We start from the raw sequence: 24645 nt of genomic DNA on the forward strand, positions 1-24645 counted from the left end.
GTTTTAACTGACTTGTCCGTACAAAAGGAGCGAAATAACCATGTTCAATTCCCATTCTGCAACCCGCAAAGGCGGGCACACCGTCGCCGTATTCGGAGCCACAGGCCATACGGGTCAGTTCGTCATTACAGAATTGCTGCGCCGCGGGTTAACGCCGATTGCAATCGCGCGCGATGAGAAGCGCTTGTCTGCGTCAGGGTTTCAAGATCGCAGCGTGGAGACGCGAGTCGCCACGATTAATAGTTCCTCGTCGCTCGATCAGGCCCTTGCAGGCAGCGCGGCCGTCATCAACTGCGCCGGTCCGTTCCTGGATACGGCGGTGCCTGTTCTGGAGGCGGCTTTGCGGGCGGGCATTCATTATCTGGATGTCACAGCAGAGCAGATGAGCGCACTGGAGCTCTTTGAACGATATGCAACTCCTGCGCGCGACGCCGGTATCATTGCCGTACCCGCCATGGGATTTTACGGAGGGTTGGGTGATATGTTGGCCACCGCCGCGATAGGGGACTGGACCGAGGTGGACGAGATTAATATCTCCATTGCCTTGGACAGCTGGGAGCCGACTCAGGGAACGCGTCTAACCGGAAAACGCAACACACATCGCAGGCTACATGTTACCGACGGAAAGCTGGCGCAACTGCCTGATCCGGCGCCGACGGCTTCATGGCAATTTCCCGAACCTTTCGGCATTCAGGAGATTGTTGAACTGCCGTTTACTGAAACCGTCTTGATCCCGCGGCATGTGCAGGTTTCCGCACTTCACTCTTATTTGAATTTAACGCCGCTGCGCGATTTGCGCGATTCATCTACCCCGCCGCCGACGCCATCCGACGACACCGGACGTTCAGCGCAAATTTTCATGGTGGATGTAGTTGTCCGCAAGGGGACGGAAACACGGCGTGTCATTGCGCAGGGTCGCGATATCTATGCGTTTACAGCGCCGCTTGTTGTCGAAGCGACATTGCGCATCCTGGGCGGCGAGGCTGAAGAACGCGGTGTTCTTGCGCCTGGTTCCATGTTCGATGCGCTGAACTTCTTGCAGTCCCTGGCCCCGAGTCATCTGACGTTCGACGTGATTTCCGCGGGCGATCCCCGGAGCGCGGTGCTCGGTCACCAGTTATAACGCGCTGACTTTAAGCTGGTACTCATCCAATCTAAGGAACCCAGTTAACGCTAAATTGACGAATCGGGCAACGGTGGAATTGTAACGAACTGAGGCAACGCTATTAGGTTGAGATAACCCTGATTCATGCTGATTATAGCAAAATAAGGTGACTGGAGTTCCTTAGAATAGAAATGGGACGAAAAACGGGCAATTAGCGTGTCTGAGATTCCTTAGCGGGCTAAGGTCGATCGTTTCCGGCCAGGAGCGGCGCCTCAGTGGAGGCCAAAGTTGCAACGGAAGCCCAGCAAACGCCACCGTCACCGCAAACGCAACCGTGACCACCGCGACCACTACCAAACTGCGGCCGAGACCGCCGCAGCAGCGACCACCGCCGAACCGCAACCTCAACGACCACCGTCACCACAGCGGAATACTCCACCACCACCAAACCGCGGCCGCCGCAGACATAGCAGCGACCACCGCCGAACCGCAACCTCAACCACCACCGTCACCACAGCGGAATACGCCGCCATCAAACCGCGACCGCCGCAGCCGCAACGCGTCTCACACTAACCACACCGCTAACAGAATCGGGATCGCCACGATTACCGCACTGACTACCCACACCGCTGGCCTGGCATTGTTGACGGTCCAGCCGACGCCGAATCTTTTTTCAACAAACAAGGAAGGGTCCTCGGGGTTGTAGTACAATACACCCAGCTTCCAGAAGCGGTCGTCATCCACCTGGATGTTACCGGTCTGCTCACCGTCCCGGGGCAGCTTGATGCGGCTGCCGCCTTGGCCGGTTGTAAACGACAGCCAGATGCTGTAAATCAGAATGATGCCAACGATCCCGAGTGAAACAGAAATGACAATGGTATGATCCCATGTGAACAGGAAGTTCAGCTGAACAAAGTAAAATAAACTCACGAGCAGGAATCCGATAATGAACATGTAGCGTTCCATGATGTTGCGAAACAGCACGCTGCGCATGTGGGAGGTTTCCGGATCGGCGGGGTCAATCTGCTGCTTGGCGCGGGTGATGGAGTAGTGGATCAGGATATGCATTATGAGGATGAAGCTTTGGACAGCCGCCGGGAACAAAATATTTCTGTACGATTTATCCTCAATCCGCAGGGGTTGGCCGTTCAGATCCAATTTCATAACCAGCTTCGCAGGGAAATCATCATAGAACAACAGCCCGGTAGCAACCGTTGCCGCCACTACGAGAATATGGGGGATATACCACAGGGCGGACAACCTCGAACGGGGCGTCTTCCTGTTCATGTTGACGACGATCCGTTGAAGCTTCGGATCCATCCAGTTTTGAGCTGTTTTCAGCACCCTCATTCTGCGATGAAACCAAGTGTAAAGTAAGAAGGAGAAGAGGGTCAGCGCGAAAATGTGCACAAGGAGAAGGATCATTTGGCCAGTCTCGCTTAAACTCAATAACGTATGGAACAGGATCAGAGAACCCGGAATCAGCATGCTGCCAAGGCCGTTCGTCCAGGCATATCGCTTCCGCATACGGCGCAGTTCGGGAGAATGATAGATCTCCTCGGTAACGGATACACCGAAGCTCTCGGTCTTACGGGTTAAATAGGGCGTAAAGGATAGCAGTACCACCGTTGGAATATAGATGATGCAGAGAATCAGGATAACAATCAGACTCATGCAGACCAACCTCCTTGTTCTTAGTTCAAAATGTCCCGATATACCGCCCTATAAAGCTTCTCGAAATCATCCTCGGACAACCCCTTGCAGATCGCTTCGGAGATCAGCGGCCGCAGTTCGGCTTGGATGCGCTCCAGGTCCTCTTCCGTGGCGGCCGGGATTGGATCCGGGTTGACGATAACCCCGCTTTTGCGGTGAACCTGAACATATCCGCCTTGCTTCAGCAAGTTGTAGGCTTTGTTCACCGTGTGCAAGTTCACGCCGATGTCGGACGCCAGGCTGCGTACGGAAGGCAGGGGCTCCCCGGGCTTAAGCTCTTTCCTGGCAATGCCTTCCATAATCTGGTGCAAAATTTGCGTGTATATGGGTACTTCCGATTGCAGATTCAGTTGAAGATACACGGCCACACCTCGATAAATTGTTATATTTGTTATACATATAGTATAACAGATCTGTACACCAGTCAATACAATATCTTTACTATGTTCAACAGAAATAGAGCAGTACAAAACTATTCATTAGTTTCGTACTGCTCTATTTCTATTGTTATTAGCTTAGATTGTGTAATTAGCATGTTAATCTTTATATGCATTCCCTCGACTCGAAATTTTCAATACGAGGATGATCAGTTGTTTATCAACAATCTCATAAATAATTCTATAATCACCGACCCGTTTCCTGAACGGTCCTTGCCTTCCTTTTAAGCGCTTTACTTCAGAGGCATGAAATGGATTTTCAGCAAGTTCTATGAGCGCATCACGTATTCTGCGGCGAATAGTCGCGTCTTGTTTATTTCACCATAATAAAAGTCATTCTTGTCACAGAATCACCCCCTCAGTCGTTACATGTTCAAACACGCGGAGAGGATGATTGAAATGACAAGAACGGATGTAGCGATCGTAGGCGGAGGGATCGCGGGATTAACGGCTGCGATCTATGCGGCGCAAGCGGGGAAGCGGGTCATGGTGCTGGAACAGCAGAAGCAGATGGGCGGAAGAGCGGCCACGAACCAGAAGGAAGGGATGTATTTCAATCTTGGGGGACATGCGCTATATAAGGGCGAAGCTTACGATGCGTTTAAGGAATTGGGGTTGCGGCTGGAGGGAAGCGCCCCTTCCGTAGATGCTCATGGGTTATGGAAGAATGAGTTACGGACGATGCCGATGAGTGTCGGTTCCTTATTTCAAACGCCGCTTCTGTCGTGGAAAGGCAAGCTGGAGTTGGCCAAATGGCTCGCGAAACTGGGTAAAGCGGACACAAGTGTGTGGAACCGAATCAGTGTACGGGATTGGATTGAAGGAGAGCTGCGCGATCCTATGCTACGAAACCTGTTCTACGCTTTGCTGCGAACAGCAAGCTATGTAGTCGCGCCGGAATTGCAGTCGGCGGGCCCCGTTCTTAAGCAACTGCAACATTCGCTGCAAGGCGTGCTGTACGTGGACCGCGGTTGGGGAACCCTCGTGGAACAACTTCGGGAGCTTGCCGTTCAATCCGGCGTAACCTGTGTCACCGGTTGTAAAGTCGTTTCCGTGGAACATCAGAACGGGAAAGTGCAGTCGATTCTAGACGAAGACGGACGCAGCATTGAGGCAACGCATGTGATTATGGCCATACCGCCGTCAGTGGCTCATAAGTTGGTGCCCCATGCGGATCGGACCGCCCTGGACACTTGGGTCAAGCAAGCGATTCCTGTGACTGCGGCCTGTCTGGATGTGGGACTAAGCCGTCTTCCGAAGCCGGAGCATTCCTTCATCTATGGCTTGGATCTCCCTGTCTTTCTCACGAATCAATCTCGCAGCGGTAAACCGCGCGCAGCTATCCTCAGCGATAACGGGGCTTACTCGGTATGCTTGCTGAAATATCAAGGTCCGCAAACGGATGCGAAGCAGGATGAACAAGATTTAGAGCGGGTGCTGGACCTTGCCCAACCCGGCTGGAGAGATGTGCTGGTAGCCAGACAGTACCTGCCGCGGATGACCGTTGTGCATGACTTTCCGCATATGAAGCGGGTCGTAAATCCAGGTCCTGCTGTACCGGAGATCCAGGGACTCTACGTAGCAGGGGATTGGGCTTCCCACGGAGAATTACTGGTCGACGCATCGGTGGCGAGTGCCAAACGAGCCGTTGAACATCTTGTAGCGGCAGAGCACGCAATCACTGTCACCGCATAGAGAGGAAGTGCATGAATGAGTACGGAAACGATCTATACCGCTTATCAGCCTATGCTGTTTTCCTTGGCCTACCGGATGTTAGGCAGTGTGATGGATGCGGAGGATATGGTGCAGGAGACGTTCATCACCTTTGAACGGCTGCCGAATAACGAGGAGATTGAGCATAAGAAAGCTTATCTGTGCCGGATGGTTACCAATCGCTGCATAGATCTCATCCGCTCTTCGGCTAAGCAGCGCGAAGTGTATGTCGGGCCATGGCTCCCGGAGCCGCTGCTGGACTTGAGAGACCGGGCGGATGACCCTTCCGTGCAGTATCTGCAGGAAGAATCCATCTCCACAGCCTATCTGCTTCTGCTGCAACAACTGAACGCTACGGAACGAGCGGTGTTTCTGCTGCGCAAAGTGTTCCACTACTCTTATGAAGAAATTGCGGATATGCTGGGCAAAAGCGTGCCGAACTGCCGCCAGATCGCCCGCCGCGCCAAGAACAGTATTCATTATGAGCCTGCCGAGCAGCCGTCGGTGTCCGTCCTGGAGTCCAAAGTGAAAGAGTTTGTAGATTCTATTATGAATGGAAACATCGACAAGATTCTGGAACTGGTTCGCGAGGATGTTGTGTTCTATTCGGATGGAGGCGGGAAAGTCAAAGCTGCCGGTGTCCCTATATACGGAGCTGCCAGCGTAATTCAATTGATGCAGAGTTTGCGGAAGATGTACACGGGGAAATTCACGTGTACGTTTACAACGGTTAACGGCTCGCCGGGACTGATTTTGACTATTGATGAACAACAGTCCTATGTTTACTCGTTCGCTTGGAGCGGGAATCAGATCCAGAACATCTACGCGGTGGCCAACCCCGATAAATTGCGGCATTTGAAGGGGTAATTATTAACCAAATAAACCAAGGATAGTGCCCTTGACGGGGCACTATTCGGCGTTCACGATGACGGTACCCTCCCAAGTTCCTGCAGGCAATTCCACCTCAATCGTGCCGGTATGCAAGATGCGATGAGAAAGTTGCATCCCCCGATGATCCCTAGCCGCATAATCGCCAACCGTTTCTTCTAATACAACCAGCATGATGGCGGGATCGTCATTGGTTTTGATAAGGTCCGCCTCCACATGGAGCTTACCCTTGTATCGGATATCCCTGAACCAAGTGTCAAATCCGCCTGTAACGGTTCCTGGTCGATACAAGGCTGTAAACCAATGGACTACCGGACTGGATAAGCCGCTGAAATGATGCCACCCTCCGCTTTTGCCGGTCTCAATAATGAAATGCTCCGCCGTGTTATAGTTGTCTTCTACGGAATTTTTCCACACGTCAAGCGCTGTTCGGGCGATCTGTTCCGCAAACTCCCCCTTGCCTAGATCGAGCAGCGTTTTCCATATGAACCATTGATGAGGCATCCAAACACAGCCGTTCCAATATCCGTCTGATACATAATAAGGCGCGCTCTGGTCCACGGTGGAAAGCCCAAGCTTGCTCCAGATGCGTTCAGGATCAGACAAGTTGGATACAATTCGTGCTGATTGTTCCGGTGTAACCGCTCCGGCAACGAGAGGCTGCACGCCGTCTAAACCCATATTATAGTTCTGTCCGCTCTCGTGTTTGTAGATAGTGGTTGGGTGACCGTCCTGATCGTGAAGAACATATCCGAAATAACCGGAGGTTTCGTCCCAAGCATACTTGTGCAAAGCTTCAGTCCACTCCAGGATGTCTTTATCGTATCGCTCGATATCATGTTCCATGCCGCATAGTTCCAAAGCCGCCATACGCATGATTTTCGCAATTCGAATGCCGTGAGAGGTAGTCACCGCGGGCGCGATCCGATCGGCCAGCTTCTTGGAATGCATGTCATGTTGCGCCGGATAATCGTCCCAGCCTCCGGAATTGTAGAAGTATGCAAAAGGATTTAATAAACCCGAGTGGAAGCGGCGCATCTGTGACCCTGCCTGATGTCCGGCATAGAACAGATAATAATCGCGCAAACCGGCGTAAAAGCGGGCGAGCGTTTCTTTGGAGCGTGTCTGATTCCATAATTCCATATACAAGTAATGCTGAACAGGCAGAACAGTACCATGATGAAGGAAGGAAGCATGAGGATCATCCGCGTCCATAACATAAGTGTTCAGGGCATCGATAGCACGTTCTATACTGAAATTAGCCATCCCGATCCCAATAAAGCCAGAATCCCAAGTATACAGAGAGTCCCAGAATCGCCCGGGCGTAAAGTGTCGGATATAAGAACGACGAACATAGATGGGATAGACAACATTCTGCATCATGGCAGCGATCATCCGCTGCTGACTGAAAGCATAAGTTTCGCCAGCGCTGAGAGTCTGCAGTTGAATGGCTCGTCCTCTGCGATCCTCATAATGGGATTGACAAATGTTTAAATCTGCCGGGAAGTGGGATAGCTGCCGCAAAACTTCATCCTTGGAGCCGCTGCATACAAAGGCGAATATAGCTCGGGATGAATTAGGCTGCACATTCACAGGCCTCAAGTATATCTCGGTATAGTGACCTTCCTTGTTCCCGACAAACTGTGTTGTTCCGTTCCTGCGGGAGTGGATCCTCAGAAATTCATCCAGAGGCTCATGATGGATTTCTCGGATGACAGCAGGCTCATACAGCCAAGCCAGTCCGTAATATACGTCCGTATGGTCATACTTAAGCAGAATACTATGCTCATGGGGACCCTGAATTCGCTCAGGTACCAGATTCCATCGGGTTTCCTCCCAATAAATCTGTTCCGCCAATACGTCTTCCGTCAGAACAAAGCCGTCGAGGTACATCTCATCGCCATATTCAGAACATAAGCGGAGTTCATAGCGTCCGGCGGGAAGGGTTCCCATAGCGAGTGAGTCTCGAGCCAGTTCACCGTTTCCCTCCAGCGCAATGGAGCGGGTTTGAACAGAGTTGTGCTCGGAGGCAAGTTGTATGTGCACACCTAGAGTGGAGAGAGGTTTACCCTTGTATCGAATCAGCAGGATTGCTTCTTTCAGGGGAAATGGAATATGAATGTCGTATTTCAAAGTATCCTGCGGATCTTTACCGAATCGCACACCGGACCCTTGAACAAACCCATGGTCCCGATGTTCGCCGCGAAGCTGTCCGCCCGAGATAAGCTTGGTATTCTCTAAAGCATCTGTATAATGAATATTTGAGTAGTCGAGGGCATCGATCCAATTTACTTCGGGTGGTAATACTGGATTACCTGGACGAAGAGGCATGTACCCATGCAATTTATGAAGCATATTGTGCGGATGCAGCGAAGCAAGAAAGTGAATGGATAAACTCTGCAACTGAGGGGTTTGATTCGTACATTCACAGCGGATCAGTCTTGAGCTTGAAGTCCACTCTGAGAACGAAACATCGCAGAAGACGCGGTCTTTCCATTCAATTTGATGACGGTGACTGTAATAGGTTAAATCGTCAGATGCTTCCGTTGGATGATATCCGCAGTCGATCGAGCCGTGCGGAAGCAATATTTTGTTGCGAAACACGCCGGGAGCTGCAGTGAGATCGAAGCGCAGCCCGGTTTTTTGATTCGTGACATGAGACACACCGGCATAATCCTTAGAGTAAGGTCCCCATTCAGGCAGTCGGGAATCATGATTTTTCTTAGGCGGAATCACTTGGCACAACCTCCCTCTTTCATGCTCCTCAGTTTACAGGGAAAAGAGCGGCCTAACCATTCCGGGGTCTGTTCAAAAATTATCGAATTCTGTTATCAGTAAATATGGGATGTTGGAGGGGCAGCTATAATTATGGACATTTACGAAGAGAATATCGAGTATTTAACGCCATTGTTGTCCGCCAAAGTGGTCCGTATTCACAAATCAGGCAGTCGTGATCTGACCCGTTGGAATATTCATGATGAGACCGAGATCATTTATGTTCTTGAAGGCGGTATGGATATGTTCATTGAGCAAAAGCCGCATACTCTGCTTACGGGGGATGTGCTTCTCATTGGATCCAGACAACTGCACCGATCCCAAAAACACGAAGATGATCTTCAATATTTGGTGCTCCAGTTTGATATCAAGCAATATTTTGACCGGAATACGATGATCTACCTGCCTTATTTCAACAATCCTTTGCGGCCCATTTCATTAAGGAATGGAATTCTGGCCTCCAGCCGCAAGTTACGAAGCGCGATCGGACAGGACATACTTGGCATTGAGCGGGAAGCGAAGCATAAACTTATGGGTTTCGAAATGGCCATCTCGAATGCGATTCGCAATATTCTGTTTCAAATCATCCGAGCGGATCCGGAAACCGCCATGGTGTCTCCTTTGTTGGAGAGGCTGCAACCTGCTTTGGAGTTCATTGAAAATCATCTGTCCGAGAAAATCACCACATCCGAAGTCTGCCGGCAATTGAATTTAAGTTATGATTATACGGCGCATCTGTTCAAAAAAGTGATCGGTCTTCCTATGGTCGATTATATAAACTATAGAAGAATCAAGTTGGCGGAGATTTTCCTGGTCACGAGGGATATTTCGGTAGCGCAAACCGCGCAGGAGGCAGGTATTCCGAATTTGCCTCACTTCATTCAACTGTTCAAACGCTGGAACCAAATGACGCCAAAAGCTTATCAACTGAAAATGAATACGACCGTCACTATGCAACAAACGATCCGCAGAGAGGAACCTGAACGATGATTCAAACTGTACTATTAACGTTGCTGGGCGTAACGGTACCTTTATCCATTCCCGTAATAGCCGGCATGCTCCTGAAGAAGTATCAAAATCTCGATACGAAACCATTGCTTACTCTCTATCTCTACTTCCTGACGCCCGCGCTCATTCTGGACAGTCTCAGCAAGGCGAAGCTTTCGTATGGGGATGTCTTTCAGACGTTGGCATTCAGTGTGCTGAATTTGCTCCTCTTGTGGGCGGCGGCATGGGGCATCGGTAAGGGAATGAAGTTGTCCGCGCCGGAAACCGCGGGACTTACGCTCATCTCTACATTCACGAACAGTGTGAACTACGGCTTGCCGTTGGTGCTGCTGGCTTTTGGGCAGATGGGGTTGGATAAGGCCAGCGTGTATGTCATTGCACAGATGCTGATCGTCAACACGGTGGGGGTTTACTTCGCGGCACGCTCCCATTTCTCAGTCCGACAAGCGATTCGCTCGGTGTTCGCTTTGCCGGCGATTTACGCGGCCGTCTTCGCCATGCTCTTGCGCGCGTTGGATCTACAGTTGCCTGTTGGGATTGCCAAAGGAATATCCATGGTCGCCGCGGCCTATGCTCCGGTTGTCTTAGCTCTGCTGGGAGCGCAGATGATGAGCGTCAGCAGGCATAAGCTGGAGGGGGAAGAGCGAAGGACATTCGGGCTGGGCATGGCGGTGCGGTCGTTGCTGTCACCGGTCATTGCGTTGGCAGGGCTGACCCTGCTCGGGATTGAAGGAATCCTCTTCAACGTATTGTTTATTCTGGCCTCCATGCCGGTGGCGGTCAACGCGGTGGTGTTAGCCGAGCGGTATGACGCTTCACCGAAGATCGTATCCGCCTGCATACTCTGGTCAACGTTGTTGTCGTTCGTGATCCTGCCTGTGTATATCGTATGGGTGCAATGAAATACGGCTGTAAACACAACAAAGATGCGGTTCCATCCGATGAGGAACCGCATCTTTGTTGTGCCTGTGAAACTAGTCTTTCTTCTTCATACTAGCTGGCGTGTCTATCTTACCAATCCCGACTTTAAACGTAAGACTGAACAAGGACGCCATGCCTGCCAAGATAGACATCGTGCGAATTACAATAGCTTTCTTCATGCGAATAAACCTCCCCCAATGCATAATGGTCAAAGCCTGAGATATAAATGCAAGAGTGAAAACCTCTTGTTGAAACCAGAGAAAGTTGGATGCCACAATCATGCAGGAAGTATATTTATAGATGTGCCGAAGCTTGGGGGTTATGAGATTCTGTTCGGTGCTCCGGGGGGCATATCGCAATATGAGCAGGAGAGAAACCAAGTCCAGATAACGTATGTAGGGGATATGAAGCAGCAGGACCAGCGGTAATGTAACAAATAACAGGCAAGAAATCAGCAGGCACGCTTCCAAGGAGGAAGCGTGAAAGCCGCCGCTGAATAAGCGCAGCAGGCAAAAACCGAACATGAACAGCAGGGCTTGTCCCGGATGGCCAAGGAAGAAACCAAGCATAACCGTGCCCGCCAACATTAAGATGAAGTGAATCAGAATGCTGATACTGTAAGCCAGCTGATCCTGCGGAACGCTTGGCGTCTCTTTCTCTTCCAAGCTTACCAGATAAGCGGCCGCGCGGTTACTCCAGCCCGTGATCATATATCGAATTCCTTTCTGTAGGTCAAGTGAACCAAAGCCGCTAGGGTTAGTGTTAATGACGGCAGAATGAAGTATAAATACATCGATGAATTCAACAGCCAATACACGACGGTACACAGACTAAGGACGCCCATAATCACAACGTAAGCAATATATAAGTCGGATCCCTTAATCTGTTCCTTCTGACTGAAATTATGAGGCGGGTGCTCTACGGAAGAGAAGCCTAGCCGAAACCGATACGCGAACCAAACGAGTCCGAAGGATACGACATCCGTGCTGAATTGAATTCCGTAAGTTCCTAAATTGTGCAGGCTTTGCGCATCCAAGAGCGATACGAAACCCGTACGAACCAGCAAGGGGAAGATTATAAATTGGATCAACAAGTAAGACATGAATCCGAATGCGCTGAGCAAAATACTCTTAAAGAGACGTATACGTATTACATAACGCATAAATAGAACATAAATTCCGAATTGTATAGCAAGGTCGTATTCAGGTATGCCTAATATGGCTCGATTCACGTAGGAAACAACCGAAAGCACCCCGCATATAAACACGATCTCTTTCACATATTCACGAAGCTGAAACCGGAAGAGGCTAAACATTATGGCGGTCACGGCGAACAAGTCTAGGAAGCCGAATATCAAATATAGTAATATGTCCATTTCATCACCTTAAGGTAGATTATATAGGAAATCGGCAAATTACGTAAGTTACTTTTGTTAACAAATTTACAAAACCTTAACCCTGCTGGAAACGCGCCGGCAGGGGTTTTATGCTTTGTGCAGAAATGTAAGAAAGTAGCAGAAAACATCCGTCTCGAGTCTAGGTTGAAGTACCATCTGGAGGCTGTGTTGAGTCGTAACGAAATTGAGTACTGTTTAGAGAGAGACATCATTAGAATGAATCATACAGAGAAAAAAGGATTTTATATCGGAGGGAAAAATTGAAATGACATGGTTAACGAAATGGGCGTTCGGTAACAAAGCGGCGGTTGGGTTGTTGGTAGTCATGGCACTGGCGGTAGGTTTAATGAGTTACACCTCATTGCCGATGGAGCTGATGCCGGAGGCGGATAATCCGCAAGTGACCATTACGGCTTTAGGGCCGGGGCAAGACGCCAAGTCGATGGAGAAGAATGTAACGGAACCGATCGAGAACGCGGTCGGTCTGATTAAAGGAAAGACGGCAATGTTCTCCACCTCAGGAGACGGTTACGCAAAGGTGGATCTGAATTTTGATGCGAAGACCGATATGAAGGAAGCGACGGCGGAGGTTCAGAAGGCTGTGGACGCGCTGCGGCTGCCGGAGGGCGTGATGAAGCCTTTCGTCATTCAGTTCAACACATCGATGATCCCGGTGTCGCAGATTACGATTGCGTTTGATGACGGCATAACGGACAACAACGTGAAAACGGCGGAGGAAACCATCATTCCGGCGTTACAAAAGATTAAAGGCGTTTCCAACGTTCAGTTTTACGGAAAATCGGCGCCTCAAGTGAGCGTGAAAGCCGATCCGGCGAAGCTGGCGGCTAAAGGTGTGCCGGCGCAGCAGCTGATGGGCGTCCTGCAAGGCCGGAATGTCTCCGCATCGGTCGGGGAGCAGACCCTGGGCGGACAGAGCGGTAATGTCAACGTCAGCGCGACAGTAGACAGCGTCGATACGCTGAAGAAGCTGCCGGTGGCGCCGGGCGTAGCGCTGCAAGACGTAGCGACCGTGGAGCTGAAGCAGGAAGCGGAGAGCGTAAGCCGCTCGAACGGCAAGGACGTCCTGTTCGCGATTGTTACGAAAGAAGCGAGCGCGAACGCGGTGGATGTAGGCAACAATGTGCAGAAGACGATCGATGATCTGAACGGAAGCATCAAGAATGCGGAACTGGCGGTATTTTACTCCACTTCCGATATGGTCGTGACATCCGTAAACAGTATGATGCGCGAAGTGCTGCTGGGCGCATTATTCGCGACCATCGTCATCCTGTTGTTCCTACGGAACATTAAAGCGACATTGATTACAATCGTATCCATTCCGTTATCCCTTGCGGTAACGTTGTACCTACTGAAGATGTCGGGCATCACGCTGAACATCATTACCCTGGGCGGTGTGGCCGTTGCGGTCGGTCGTCTCGTGGATGACAGTATCGTGGTGATCGAGAATATTTATCGTCGGATGCAAAAGGAAACCCTCTCCCGCGAAATGATCGTCAGCGCGGTGAAAGAAGTAGCGCGCGCCATCACTTCGTCCACAATCGTGACGGTAGCGGTGTTCTTGCCGATGGGGCTGCTGCGCGGAGGTTTGCAGGCGTTCTTGCTTCCTTTTGCCCTAACGGTAACGTACTCGCTTCTGACTTCCCTGGTGGTCGCCCTTACGGTTGTACCGCTGCTAAGTTCCTGGTTGCTGAAAAATTCCTCCATGAAGGAGCATGCGCCGTCGAAGCGGTTTTCGGGCTTCCTGCTGTGGAATTTGCGTCATAAATGGGTGACGTTGTCGCTGGCCTTGGTCGTGTTCATTGGGTCGATCGCGGCTTACACGATGATGCCGAAAGGCGCGCTGGACGCGTCGGACGCAAGTTTCATCTCGGTTCAGTTAAAGTATCCGAATGATGTGCCGGTAACCAAGGTGCTGGAGGAAGGCAAGAAGCTGGAAGAGGCTCTGATTAAGCGGGAAGAGGCGGGTACGGTACTTCTGCAATCGGGGAACAGCTCTGAGAATGCCCAATGGGGCCAGGTGACGCCGCCGACGCAGGTGGATTACACGGTCATTATGAAAGAGGGCGCGGATGCTCAGAACTTTATTGATTATGTGAATAGTCAAAAAGGCAGCTATGATGGCGCAACGCTTACCGCCAGCCAAGCGGGTATGTTCGGCAGTTCGTCACCGAATGAATTCATTGACATTGTCGGCGAAGATCCGGAAGCGTTGCGTACGGTAGCCGCACAAGTGGCCTCTTCCGTCGCCAAAGTGGACGGCATCGAGAAAGTTACGAACAACATGGAAGAGACGAAGCCGGTGTTCGCGTTTAACGTGGATCCGACCCAAGCCAATGCGCAAGAAATCGCGATGCAGCTTGGTTCCATGTTGAATCCGATGCCGATCGGACAGATCGACATCAACGGAAACACATCGGCGGTTATTCTGGAGCCGATGCTGCAAGCGAAGACGGAAGCGGATCTGAAAGGTGTAACTCTGATGACAGCGGCGGGTCCTACGCCGATTTCGAAGCTGGCTACGTTTGAAACGCGCAATGAACCGGCGCTGCTGTACCATAAAGAGGGCAAATCTTATGTTCGCGTATCGGCGGAAGTGGATCCGAAGAAAGTGTCCGAAGTGGGCGCGGGCATCAAGAAAGAGACGGATGCCATCAAACTGCCGGACGGTGTGACGTTGTTCGCGGGCGGTGCTTCCGCGGATCAGGCCGGGGACTTCGCGGATCTGGGGATGACGGCATTGATCTCCATCGGCCTGGTCTATCTGATCATGGTATTGACGTTCAAGACCCTTCGCGCACCACTGGCGATTATGTTCTCCTTGCCGCTGGCGGCTATCGGCGCCGTGCTGGGGCTGATCATATCCGGGGTGACGCCTGACTTCACCGCGATGTTTGGCGCGCTGATGTTAATTGGTATCGTTGTTACCAACGCGATTGTGTTGATTGACCGCATTAAGCAGAATGAAGAGACCATGTCCATTCGCGACTCCATCGTGGAAGCCGCGGCGACGCGGATGCGTCCGATCCTGATGACGGCCATTGCCACCATCTGCGCCATGTTGCCTCTAGTGTTCGGACACAGCGAAGAGGGTAGCATCGTGTCGCAAAGCTTGGCCATCGTGGTCATCGGCGGCTTGGTGGCCGCGACGGTATTGACGCTGATCGTCGTACCGGCGATCTACGAGTTGTTCTACATGCGCAAGTCGTCTAAACAGCGTAAAGAGTCCAAGAAGCTTGTGACGCAGACGGCGTTGTAACATTTTGAAACATTAAGAAATAGATAATTCAGCGTACCTTCAACATACCTTCATCATAACTTCATAAGAACTCAACCAAACCTCCATGCTGGCATAATATTCCTCTTACAATAGACCGCTAGAGTATACACGAGACTACTAGTCTACTATGGGTTAAGAGAGACGGAGGAATGGATTGATGTTGGGAGTTATGATGAAGAAGAAGTACGCGGCAATCACAGCTTTGTTGTTGGCGGCGCTTGCCGTATTCGGGATTTGGTTTCAACCTGCGGCACAGACGCAAGCGGCAACAACCTATGATGCGGTATTGTACTTCCCGTTTAACAGGTATCCGCTGACAGGGGACCACGTTCGGGACGCGATTGCTGCCGGACATCCGTCGATTTGTACGATCGACCGCGCGGGTGCGGATCAGAACCGCAGAGAATCCCTTGCGGGTATCCCGACGAAATCCGGGTATGACCGTGACGAGTGGCCGATGGCGATGTGCAGAGAGGGCGGCGCCGGAGCAAGTGTGCGTTACGTGCCTTTGTCCGACAACCGCGGCGCGGGCGCTTGGGTAGGCAACCAACTGTCTCAATACCCGAACGGCAAACGGATTAAATTCATCATGTCTTACAACTAAGCCATTACAAATTTACAAATAGGAGGAGCCCTGGATGCATCAGGGCTCTTTCCCCATTAGGAGGTTACACTTATGACGCTTTCTGGGAAACGTTGGCCGAAACAAGAGTTGGTGGTATCTTACTCGCAACTGGCTATATTTAACACTGGGATGGAGCATCCGTTTTCCGATTGGCGGGACGAGCATATTATGCAAGGGTTCACATGGCGGGAAGGCAGCGTATCCTTCGGAACACTGGCTGACCGGACCAGCGAAGTTGAAGTAGCTATGGGCGAAAGTGTGAGTGTGGGCGAGGATGCGGTGCGTGCGATTGTGGTGCCTTTTGCCGTGGGAGGAGAGGGCATTACGATTAGCAGCATTCTGTCGGCCGCTTATGATATGGAGGTTCCGCAAGGATCGTACGCGCTGCTGTTTGAGGCGGTGCTGATTGATGCGGATGCGGTGGCAGGTCCTGCGGCGCGGTATCGCTTCACGTTCGTGCCGAGTGAGCAGCCGGAGCCGGCCATTCTGAAGCGGGACGAGGAGCTGTCGCCGCCCGAGCCGTTGCTGATGGAAGCGGAAGCGGCTGTGTAAGGGGAGAAGCATCCTGACGAGTGATGTTGGGATGCTTCTTTATTTTGTAGGTGGGTTACATGCGCATAGACGCACCACGAGGGCTAAGGAACTCCATAGCTCCGCGAATGCTAAGTATCCCCATGGAGGCTGAGGAACCCCATAGCCGCGAATGCTAAGTGCCCCATGGACGCTAAGGAACTCCATAGCCGCGAATGCTAAGTATCCCCATGGACGCTAAGGAACTCCACGCACGCTATTTGCTGCAAATTAACACATTTCAGTTTCTAAGGAACTGAGTTAACGCTAATGTGTCTAAAACCCCGGTAGAGTGGACTCATTCGACCCAATAAGGTGGCTACGGTTCCTTAGAATTCCAAAGTGGCAAATGTGAGCGAAATAAGACTGCTGTGGTTCCTTAGAGATAGCTAGTGGGCTACGATGGCTCGGAAATACAACACTTGGTGGGTAATTCGCATTTCCAATCTCTTGATGTATCATCCGCCGGATTGTTTACGAATAGACCCTTACCTCATATAACTCCGCGCAAGGCGAACCGTTCGTTGACTCGACCACTACCCGCAGTCGATCGGCGCGAATGTCTCCCAGCGCGTGACGCAAGGTACGCTTGCGATTGTCAGATTCCCGATGCAGCAGCTGCCACGCGCCGTCCAACCAAGCTTCGATCCGATAATCCCTGGCAAGCTCCGGCATAATGGTGTACGGCGTGCGATGGTGATGAAGGTTGATGAGATCCATGTTCACATCATCGTTCCACGTCAGCTGAATCTGCCCCATTCGCGCAGGCTCTGCCCATTGCAACTCCACCCAGGCTTCCTCCCCGGGCAAGACAGGCTCAGACACCCATAGATTCGGCCCGCCGAATGGTCGCATATAGCCGTTCGTAATCTGAGCCGCCGCATACACATCCTCCACACCCTCCACCTTCATGCAAAAAGGCTGCCTCTGCGTATATTTCATCGTCCATTCCACCACGGGCTGGCGTTGCTGCGACTCTCCGAAATCCGCCGCATGGGCCTGCCCCTGAATAAAGGAGAGCACACCGGTAACCGGCGTATCAGAGACATGCAAGCTGATGTGAGGATTCGATCGGACGATCATAAACAGGTTGACGCCCCCTTGCTCCGGCTGATACGGCAGCTTCACGGTCACCCACTGCAAGTCCCCGCGCACAACCCGCACCTCGTCCGACACCAGCAGGGTGTGCGGAATGTAGTTCTCGCCGCGTCCCGTGTTCCACAGCTCCGCCTGAAGCACGCCGTCTTCCGCGGCGCTTACAAGCAGCCGCAGCTCCCGGATTCCGCGGAACCCGATCGGGAACAGCTGTCCCGCGTCCGCATCCAGAGGCACGGCACGAACCGGCTCCTCAATCGCGATGCGCTTCATCGAGGAGGAGGCCGTAACCGTCGCCGCCCTCGCCAGATCCTGCGGATCCTCGTTCCGCAGCCCGATCACGGCCGCGTCCTGCCGCAGCAGCAACTGCTGCAGGTCCTGCATCCGGCCGGCGTACGCCTCCCGCGGCGTCAGCCCCTCCCGCAGGCAAAAAGCCGCGCCGGTACCGGCCGCCTCCCCCATCACCGCGCAAGTCGCCATGACGCGGATCGTGCCGAACGCGACATGCGACGCGCTGACATTCCGCCCCGCGAACATCAGATTTCGCGTGTTGCGCGAGTACAGGCTTCGGAACGGGATATGGTAGATCCCGTCCGGCTGCCAGTGCTTGGAGCCGCGCTCATCCGAATACATTCCTTGCGGTGGGTGCAAATCAATGGACCAGCCGCCAAACGCGACGCGATCCTCGAACGGCATCTGCTCCAGAATATCCTGCTGCTTCAGCGTATAATCCCCCTCGAACCGTCGATACTCCCGCTTACCGGGAATCGATCCGATCCATTCCAGCGTCATAGTGTCGGTGTCGAATTGCCCCGAATTTTTGATATAATCCCAGATGCCGTAAATCACCGACCACAGTTCATCGCGAATGCGCTCGTTCTCATGCACCGTATCCAGCTCGCCGCCCCACTCAATCCACCAATAATGGCACCCGGAATCCCCCGAGCGAATGACGCGTTTCAGAGGGATGGGCGTTTGCGTAATATCTTTGGCAAAAGAGGGCGGAACATACTTCACAGGAACCCCCGTATCCTTCGTATAGAAAAGGATGGTGCTGCCCAGTGTTATCGAGTCCGCTTTCTCAGGCGCCCACTCCTCGCCGAACTCGGACCGCGCTTCCCGGCCCAGCCGGAACTTGGCGCCCGCCAGAAAGCCGATCAGCCCATCACCGGTGCAGTCCATGAACAAGGTGCCCGTCAAGGTGATGCGCCGCTCCGATCCGGTCATCCAGCCGGTTACGGATTGAATGCTGCGATCTTCTTCAGGCCCGGAGGCTTCCACTTCTGTCACGTCTGTGTTGAGGAAGAGCCGGATGTTGGATTCCTTTCTTACCGCTTCCATAAGCACCAAGTCCCACAAATACGGATTTCCCTCCGGGTTGCGGTACTGATTTTCGACGAACAATTCACCCATGATTCCCGTCTCCCGGGCATACCGATTAATGCCGTGCGCCGTTGCGCCGCATACCCACACCCGAATCTCCGAGCTGGAGTTGCCTCCAAGAACGGGGCGGTTATGCACCAAAGCGACCTGCTGGCCTAATCGGGCCGCAGCGATGGCAGCGCAAATGCCGGCTAATCCGGCACCGATGATGACCAGATCCGATGCGTAATTTTCAACTTTCACGGGACATCCTCCTCTATGGGAACGTTATTTATTTCATTGTATAGAAGGATTTTTTGTAATAAAATGCAGTTAATTTATATTTTGCATATACTTTATTTCATATGGAGGTGGGGGGGGTGCAAGGGTATGGAGGAAGGAATATCACGTTTCGAAGTCATGTGTATTGGCATGAAATCGCCGCCTTTCAGTTGTCTGAGGATACATACGAAAGCTGGGCTTTATTCGCGGTGACCGAGGGAGCCTTTCGGTATGAGATCGGGGGTCAGGAAGGGTTGGCGGGTGCGGGGGATTTGGTGCTGTGTCCGCCGGGGACTCTTTTTGCCAGGAAGGTGGTGAATCGGTTGTCGTTTCATTTCTTCTTTTTTGACGGTGAGGAGGGGGCGGGTCGGTGGTGGTCCGGGCGTCGGGGGCTGAAGGACAGGGAAAGGCTGCGTGCGAATGATTGTTATTTGGCGGCGGTCGGGCGTCTTTATCCGGATGCGGATCATCCGACCAGAGGCTTGTATTTGCTGGATTTGCTGCAAACGGCGGAGTTGGAACTTCAATTGGCGGCGGTGGAGAAGGGGGATGGGCAAGTTGATCGGGATGGGACGGTGTTGCAAGAGGGTGAGAGGGAGGATGCGGTAAGGATGCAATCGGTAGTGGCGTGGCTGACGGAACACTATGCAGACAAATTGTCCCTGAAAGAGGCCGCGGCGCAATGGCAGCTCTCCCCGGTGCAGCTGACCCGCAAGTTCAAAGCTTATACCGGGGAAACGCCGATGGATTATTTAACTTCGTTACGTTTGGAAAAGGCGCGAGAATTACTGTTGCATACGCGGTTGAACTTGAACGAGATCGCGGAGGCATGCGGGTATGACAACGGATACTACCTGAGCCGCGTATTTCACAGCAAAATCAAGATGCCGCCGTCGGTCTATCGCCAGCGGCATCAGGTGTGAGCGAACCGTTGCCGGTACCTGCGCGGCGAGAGGCCCTCGTACTTCGTGAAGCGGGCGGTGAAGTACGCGGCTTGGTTGAAGCCGACTTCCTCGGCGATGCGCGTAACGGGGTAGTCCGTCTGCAAGAGCAACAGCTTCGCCTGCTCCATGCGGTAGCGCAGCAGGTACTCGACCGGCGAGCAACCGTATTCCGCCTGCATGCACCGCGCGATATAAATGGGATGGAAGTTGAGACTTCCCCCCATCGCCTGCACGGTGACATCCTCGCGGTAATGCTCCCGCAGATAAGCCGCCGCTTGGCGCGCGCAAATTACGCCCGGCGAAGGACCGGTGCCGGGCGCCTCGGCCGCCAGCTGTTGCAGCAGCTCCTGAAACAGCGCTTCCTGCTTCCAGCGTGCGCCGTCCAGATGCGCGCTGACGTTCAGCGCGACAAGCCGGGCCAGCAGGCTGTGCGCGCTGTCCGGCTTCTGGAGCCTGCTGAACTGCGGCAGCTGCAAATGAAATGGGCGCGCCTCCAAACTCCATGCAGGCGAAGATTGCTCTTCCTCCGAGACCGGTCCGCCGGACGGCAGAAGCGCATCGGATACACTCCACTCCCCCGTGGTCTGGAAATGCAACCAATAATGCTGGGTCGTCTCCGTGCATGGCCGCGTCGGGTAATGCGCTTGATCCGGACGCAGGATGAGCGTACACCCTTCCCCAACCTCGTAGCTTCGATCTTCCTCCCTCAAATATAAACACCCCTTAGTCACGACCAACAGATCAAAGACGCCTACATTTTGACGACCAACATGCTTGCTGCCCGCTGGAAAGTCCGAAACAAATCCGCTGGTAATATAATGAGGCAACGGCGGAGCCTTAAATTGCAATACATTCATGGAATCCACTCCTAACCAAGAAGTTTGAATTGTGAAAGTTTACGTTTCATTCTTACAACACACTACCTAGAATACCAACTATAATGTGAACTGCATAGTATATTGGTGTTTTGTAGGAGGTTTGTTTTGTAATGAAATCGTTGGATCGTAAATTTACGTTATGGGCTCTAGCCTGGCCGATCTTTATGGAGTTGTTCCTCCAAACGCTGCTGGGTACCGTCGATACGCTGTCCGTGAGCCAGATTTCGGATGGGGCTGTGGCGGTTGTGGGGTTGTCCAATCATTTGTTCAGCGCGATGATGACGTTGTTCATGGTGGTGGCGAGCGGCGCGGGAATTTTGATTGCCCAACGCATCGGTTCGCAGCGGGAAGAGGATGCGCGCTCGCTTGCAATGCTCTCGCTGAAAGTGTGCGGCGTCATCGGCCTCGTCCTTAGCGTGTTCTTATATACGCAACCCGGGCTCATCGCCCAGTGGTTGAATGTGCCGGAGGCGTTGATACCTTTGGCTGAATCGTACATCGCCATCGCGGGAGCGGGCATGGTGTTCACCGCTCTGTCGGCGGTGCTCGGAACCGCGCTCCGGAGTACCGGCAATACGAAGGCGCCTATGGTGGTCGGCGTTGTAATCAATATTGTGCATGTGGCGCTGAATTATGCGTTCATCTTCGGCGCCTTCGGGTTCCCGGAGTGGGGGCTTGCGGGTGTGGCCGTGTCGACATTGGTCAGCAAGTTGTTGGGAACAGCCATCTTGTACTTTATCTTCATAGAGGCGTTCCATCGAAGAATCGGGTGGAAGGAGCTGGCGCGTTACTGGGATCGGAGCTTATTGAAAGAAGTGCTCCATATCGGTTGGCCGCTCGGCATCAACATGTCGGCATGGGTGCTGACACAGCTCGTCATCTACGTGTTCCTAGCTACACTGGGTGTGAAAGAACTGGCGGCGAAGACGTATATGAACACGCTGGAATCGTTTTGCTTCACATTGGGGTATGCGGTTGCTCTTGCCTTGCAGATTCAGGTGGCGCATCTGTTCGGGGCGGGCCGCACGCGCGATGCCTATAAAGCGACGTACAAAGCGCTGTGGATCGGCCTTGCCGTAGTCACGGTGAACGCGTTGCTGCTGTTCTCGCTGGGGCGGCAGCTGCTGGGGATCTTCACGGACGATGCGCAAGTCATTGCGATCGGCATCTCTCTATTGGGACTAAACCTGATTCTGCAACCGGGCAAAATGCTCAACATGGCGCTAACCAACGCCCTCAACGCCGTCGGGGATACACGGTATACAATGGTGATCTCTTTTGTCTGTATGTGGCTGGTGGCAACGGGGGGTTCGTACGTATTGGGCTTGCACTGGGGCTGGGGGATCGTCGGTGTCTATATCTGCATGATTGCGGATGAGTATATTCGCGGCATCCTCTGTTTGTACCGTTGGCGGGGGCAAAAGTATCTGCGTCAGGCAGAAGCTGAACCAGCGCTCGGCGTGGGCTTGAGTGCGCGGGAGCAGGAGTTGGTTCAGGCGTAGGGAGTGGCAGGGGCGTGTGTGGAATCACCATTTCTCTTGTGGACCATAGACTAGGGAATAGAGATTTTTCCCGGGAGGTTTAGGGTATGAAAGTGAGCAAGAGTAACGCGTCCCGCAAGGTTGGAGGCAAGCCGGTTCAGTCCAAAACGCATAAATCCCAAGCACCACAGCGTTCCGTTGAACCGATTACGGTGTTCGCACTGCGCAAAGCAGCTTATGTGACCTTTCCCTTCTATCGCAAAATCGTCCAAGACGAAGCCTATTCCGCTGAGTGGGCTAAAGCAGTGCGCACGGGAGATTTGAACCAACTGCTGAAATTGTTCCAGCTGGCTGTGGGAAAGGTAAACTTGTTGGCGTTCAGTACGAATGCCATCGGCTACTTTATTGATCTTCCTGTGCCGAAGCCGCTGGAATCAGTCACCAACGCCACGTCCATCCGCCCCGGCCAAGTGCAGTTTACGTTCAGCTCTGCTGTTCATCGGGCTGTAGCTAGAGCTATTTTGCCATTATATCGGGAGATCGCGGTCAATCGGGGGTATGCGGCCTTGATCGTGAAAGCGATCCGCAGCAACAACCAGCCGTTCCTGGAACAGCTCATTCGCAGCAAGGTGAAAACGTCGCGCTTAGTGAAGGTTGAGCTGAACAATGGGTTCTTCCTGGGCTTCAAGTTTCCGGGCAGCAGGTATGTGTATTATAATCAGATTTTTCATGAGCGGTTTGTTTGATGGGGTAATAATCTACTTGATATAATATTGAAGGTTTGGTTTAATTGTTAATATAAAGGCATACAATAGGAAAAGCCCACTAAGATGCTACAACATCCGTGGGCTTGGCAGTAGCCGCTTTAAGAGCGGCGGCTTGGAACATAGGTGTTGCTACCAATGAAGAAAAGTAGGTCCATCCTGTGCTGGGGCGGCCTACTTTTTCTTTAGGTATGTGAGAAGGTTCAGGAACACGGAAATGGTTGTTAACACTAGCATAAGCATAGAGATCACAACCACGAGTATGTCCTTAACTTCGACCACAGGCATCACCTCCTTTCGGAGACGATAGCTAATAATATAGATAGACAACAAGAAAGGAGAAGCCTAATTGGGGTTTCTCCTTTGTTGTAGCGGTCTGCCATCTACAATTTATACTTATTATTAGAGAGGAACTTGTAATGTTTGAAATGAAATTAGCTCTTGATTTTAAAACATCGTATGATATCTCCATGTCTGCGGACGAGAAATGGTTATGTCATACCTTAAACAATAGAGTAGATATTATTGATATTGAGAATAAAGAAAAAATACAACAGATTAATAGAGTAAAACATCCGTCAATGGCTAGGTTTTATGAAAATTTATTATTAGTTAATAACACTTCGGGGAATATCTATATTTTTGAGCGGGGGGATTATCAACTTATTAAAAGGCGGACTAGTACAAAGTTTGTTAAGCGGCAAGAAGGTGAATTTCTATTAATGAATGAAACTTTAGTTGATATTGTCATTAATAATAATGAATTCGAGATGTCCTTAATGAATTTAGATACTTTTTCAGAACAATCCATTAAAATTAAGCAACTTTGCTCTGAAGAATTTGATAGGGTTAGGATTAGCCACTGTGACATTACTGTAGACAAAATATTCTTAACAGCATTTAACTTTAATGCACATTACAAAATTATTGAGATTACTGGGCTTGCTGAAACTAGGATTCTAACTAACCCGCTAATCAGAAGATGGCATAATTTCGTGTATAATCCCTCTACCAAGCAGTATGTTTTTTTAGTGGATCATGAAATCATAGTACTTGATTCGAATTTCAAGCAAGTTATTCAAAGGCATTTATTGGATAACTTCAATTATTGCGTGGATTTATCACTTTCAAATGACTATAAATATCTAGTGTTATGTGATCCCAAAACCACCTATGTCTTCACCTCGGACAATCTCAATCTGGTCACAACATTATCAGTAGAGTATTGCTGTTACTCTAGATTCAGTAATAGCGATCAATATTTGATGGTGGGATCATGGAATAAAGGTTATTTGTACGCCTTGGCATAACATTTCGACAGAAACCCTCCCAGTGGTTCATTCGGCCTGTTAATTTAGATGAACAGTTGTTACTTAAGATGCAAGTTAAA

Annotated in this window: 20 protein-coding genes; 12 read left to right on the plus strand and 8 right to left on the minus strand. The window is 51.6% G+C overall.

Annotated features, from left to right (window positions below):
* Positions 1-40 precede the first annotated feature (40 nt).
* Positions 41-1123, plus strand: coding sequence for a saccharopine dehydrogenase family protein (locus tag SY83_RS04560; protein WP_068604663.1), 1083 nt, complete (start codon positions 41-43; stop codon positions 1121-1123).
* A gap of 546 nt (positions 1124-1669) precedes the next feature.
* Here SY83_RS04560 and SY83_RS04565 read toward each other — a convergent pair.
* From SY83_RS04565 to SY83_RS23750, 3 genes are all read right to left on the minus strand, one after another.
* The gene (locus tag SY83_RS04565; protein ID WP_068604666.1) at positions 1670-2779 is read right to left on the minus strand and encodes a DUF1648 domain-containing protein; all 1110 of its coding nucleotides are present in this window, start codon (positions 2777-2779) and stop codon (positions 1670-1672) included.
* Between the two features lie 20 nt (positions 2780-2799).
* Positions 2800-3180 carry a GntR family transcriptional regulator gene (locus SY83_RS04570; RefSeq protein ID WP_068604668.1) on the minus strand — a complete coding sequence of 127 codons (381 nt, stop codon included), beginning with the start codon at positions 3178-3180 and terminating at the stop codon, positions 2800-2802.
* Between the two features lie 174 nt (positions 3181-3354).
* Positions 3355-3555, minus strand: coding sequence for a type II toxin-antitoxin system RelE family toxin (locus SY83_RS23750; protein WP_082882724.1), 201 nt, complete (start codon positions 3553-3555; stop codon positions 3355-3357).
* 99 nt (positions 3556-3654) lie between these two features.
* On the opposite strand from SY83_RS23750, the gene SY83_RS04575 reads away from it, so the two are divergent.
* Complete coding sequence (locus tag SY83_RS04575) at positions 3655-4950, plus strand: phytoene desaturase family protein (RefSeq protein ID WP_068604670.1); 1296 nt, start codon at positions 3655-3657, stop codon at positions 4948-4950.
* 15 nt (positions 4951-4965) lie between these two features.
* Entirely contained in the window at positions 4966-5835 is an 870-nt protein-coding gene (locus SY83_RS04580) for an RNA polymerase sigma-70 factor (protein ID WP_068604672.1), read from the plus strand.
* A 42-nt stretch (positions 5836-5877) separates the two neighbouring features.
* On the opposite strand, the gene SY83_RS04585 is transcribed toward SY83_RS04580, so the two are convergent.
* Positions 5878-8592, minus strand: a complete 2715-nt coding sequence (locus SY83_RS04585; protein WP_068604673.1) for an MGH1-like glycoside hydrolase domain-containing protein — start codon at positions 8590-8592, stop codon at positions 5878-5880.
* A gap of 132 nt (positions 8593-8724) precedes the next feature.
* On the opposite strand from SY83_RS04585, the gene SY83_RS04590 reads away from it, so the two are divergent.
* Both SY83_RS04590 and SY83_RS04595 read left to right on the plus strand, forming a co-directional pair.
* Positions 8725-9621 (plus strand): helix-turn-helix transcriptional regulator, encoded by an 897-nt coding sequence (locus SY83_RS04590; protein ID WP_068604675.1) that lies wholly within the window; start codon positions 8725-8727, stop codon positions 9619-9621.
* On the plus strand, positions 9618-10541 hold the full coding sequence (locus tag SY83_RS04595; protein WP_068604677.1) for an AEC family transporter: 924 nt from the start codon (positions 9618-9620) through the stop codon (positions 10539-10541). Before SY83_RS04590 ends, SY83_RS04595 begins: the two co-directional genes overlap by 4 nt.
* Before the next feature lie 72 nt (positions 10542-10613).
* Here the strand turns inward: SY83_RS04595 and SY83_RS04600 are convergent, their stop codons facing one another.
* Together SY83_RS04600 and SY83_RS04605 are read right to left on the minus strand one after the other, a co-directional pair.
* Positions 10614-11270, minus strand: a complete 657-nt coding sequence (locus SY83_RS04600) for an accessory gene regulator B family protein (RefSeq protein WP_068604679.1) — start codon at positions 11268-11270, stop codon at positions 10614-10616.
* The gene (locus SY83_RS04605) at positions 11267-11935 is read right to left on the minus strand and encodes a hypothetical protein (RefSeq protein ID WP_068604681.1); all 669 of its coding nucleotides are present in this window, start codon (positions 11933-11935) and stop codon (positions 11267-11269) included. Before SY83_RS04605 ends, SY83_RS04600 begins: the two co-directional genes overlap by 4 nt.
* Before the next feature lie 286 nt (positions 11936-12221).
* On the opposite strand from SY83_RS04605, the gene SY83_RS04610 reads away from it, so the two are divergent.
* From SY83_RS04610 to comJ, 3 genes are all read left to right on the plus strand, one after another.
* Positions 12222-15233, plus strand: a complete 3012-nt coding sequence (locus tag SY83_RS04610) for an efflux RND transporter permease subunit (protein WP_068604683.1) — start codon at positions 12222-12224, stop codon at positions 15231-15233.
* Positions 15234-15426: 193 nt separating this feature from the next.
* Complete coding sequence (locus SY83_RS04615; RefSeq protein WP_068610893.1) at positions 15427-15858, plus strand: NucA/NucB deoxyribonuclease domain-containing protein; 432 nt, start codon at positions 15427-15429, stop codon at positions 15856-15858.
* A 72-nt stretch (positions 15859-15930) separates the two neighbouring features.
* Entirely contained in the window at positions 15931-16431 is a 501-nt protein-coding gene (comJ, locus tag SY83_RS04620; protein ID WP_068604685.1) for a competence protein ComJ, read from the plus strand.
* Positions 16432-16923: 492 nt separating this feature from the next.
* Here comJ and SY83_RS04625 read toward each other — a convergent pair whose 3' ends face one another.
* Entirely contained in the window at positions 16924-19170 is a 2247-nt protein-coding gene (locus SY83_RS04625; RefSeq protein ID WP_068604687.1) for an FAD-dependent oxidoreductase, read from the minus strand.
* 116 nt (positions 19171-19286) lie between these two features.
* Between SY83_RS04625 and SY83_RS04630 the strand changes: the two genes are divergently transcribed.
* The gene (locus tag SY83_RS04630) at positions 19287-20111 is read left to right on the plus strand and encodes a helix-turn-helix domain-containing protein (protein WP_197479973.1); all 825 of its coding nucleotides are present in this window, start codon (positions 19287-19289) and stop codon (positions 20109-20111) included.
* Here SY83_RS04630 and SY83_RS04635 read toward each other — a convergent pair.
* Positions 20102-20989: a helix-turn-helix transcriptional regulator gene (locus tag SY83_RS04635; protein ID WP_068604691.1), complete on the minus strand. Its 888-nt coding sequence runs from the start codon at positions 20987-20989 to the stop codon at positions 20102-20104. The genes SY83_RS04630 and SY83_RS04635 overlap by 10 nt on opposite strands.
* Before the next feature lie 131 nt (positions 20990-21120).
* Here SY83_RS04635 and SY83_RS04640 point away from each other — a divergent pair, with 131 nt between their 5' ends.
* The 3 genes from SY83_RS04640 to SY83_RS04650 all read left to right on the plus strand — a co-directional run bounded on the left by SY83_RS04640 (position 21121) and on the right by SY83_RS04650 (position 24565).
* Positions 21121-22512: an MATE family efflux transporter gene (locus tag SY83_RS04640; protein WP_068604693.1), complete on the plus strand. Its 1392-nt coding sequence runs from the start codon at positions 21121-21123 to the stop codon at positions 22510-22512.
* An 86-nt stretch (positions 22513-22598) separates the two neighbouring features.
* Positions 22599-23237, plus strand: a complete 639-nt coding sequence (locus SY83_RS04645) for a hypothetical protein (protein ID WP_082882321.1) — start codon at positions 22599-22601, stop codon at positions 23235-23237.
* A 437-nt stretch (positions 23238-23674) separates the two neighbouring features.
* Positions 23675-24565: a hypothetical protein gene (locus SY83_RS04650; protein WP_068604695.1), complete on the plus strand. Its 891-nt coding sequence runs from the start codon at positions 23675-23677 to the stop codon at positions 24563-24565.
* Positions 24566-24645: the final 80 nt, after the last annotated feature.

This window comes from Paenibacillus swuensis (assembly GCF_001644605.1).
GTDB classification, from domain to species: domain Bacteria; phylum Bacillota; class Bacilli; order Paenibacillales; family DY6; genus Paenibacillus_N; species Paenibacillus_N swuensis.

Coding starts and splice junctions, on each gene's coding strand:
- SY83_RS04595 (WP_068604677.1), top strand. CDS start 9,618: ATGATTCAAACTGTACTATTAACGTTGCTGGGCGTAACGGTACCTTTA.
- SY83_RS04605 (WP_068604681.1), bottom strand. CDS start 11,935: ATGGACATATTACTATATTTGATATTCGGCTTCCTAGACTTGTTCGCC.
- SY83_RS04645 (WP_082882321.1), top strand. CDS start 22,599: ATGAAAGTGAGCAAGAGTAACGCGTCCCGCAAGGTTGGAGGCAAGCCG.
- SY83_RS04600 (WP_068604679.1), bottom strand. CDS start 11,270: ATGATCACGGGCTGGAGTAACCGCGCGGCCGCTTATCTGGTAAGCTTG.
- SY83_RS04580 (WP_068604672.1), top strand. CDS start 4,966: ATGAGTACGGAAACGATCTATACCGCTTATCAGCCTATGCTGTTTTCC.
- SY83_RS04610 (WP_068604683.1), top strand. CDS start 12,222: ATGACATGGTTAACGAAATGGGCGTTCGGTAACAAAGCGGCGGTTGGG.
- comJ (WP_068604685.1), top strand. CDS start 15,931: ATGACGCTTTCTGGGAAACGTTGGCCGAAACAAGAGTTGGTGGTATCT.
- SY83_RS04560 (WP_068604663.1), top strand. CDS start 41: ATGTTCAATTCCCATTCTGCAACCCGCAAAGGCGGGCACACCGTCGCC.
- SY83_RS04590 (WP_068604675.1), top strand. CDS start 8,725: ATGGACATTTACGAAGAGAATATCGAGTATTTAACGCCATTGTTGTCC.
- SY83_RS04615 (WP_068610893.1), top strand. CDS start 15,427: ATGAAGAAGAAGTACGCGGCAATCACAGCTTTGTTGTTGGCGGCGCTT.
- SY83_RS04575 (WP_068604670.1), top strand. CDS start 3,655: ATGACAAGAACGGATGTAGCGATCGTAGGCGGAGGGATCGCGGGATTA.
- SY83_RS04650 (WP_068604695.1), top strand. CDS start 23,675: ATGTTTGAAATGAAATTAGCTCTTGATTTTAAAACATCGTATGATATC.
- SY83_RS04640 (WP_068604693.1), top strand. CDS start 21,121: ATGAAATCGTTGGATCGTAAATTTACGTTATGGGCTCTAGCCTGGCCG.
- SY83_RS04635 (WP_068604691.1), bottom strand. CDS start 20,989: ATGAATGTATTGCAATTTAAGGCTCCGCCGTTGCCTCATTATATTACC.
- SY83_RS04565 (WP_068604666.1), bottom strand. CDS start 2,779: ATGAGTCTGATTGTTATCCTGATTCTCTGCATCATCTATATTCCAACG.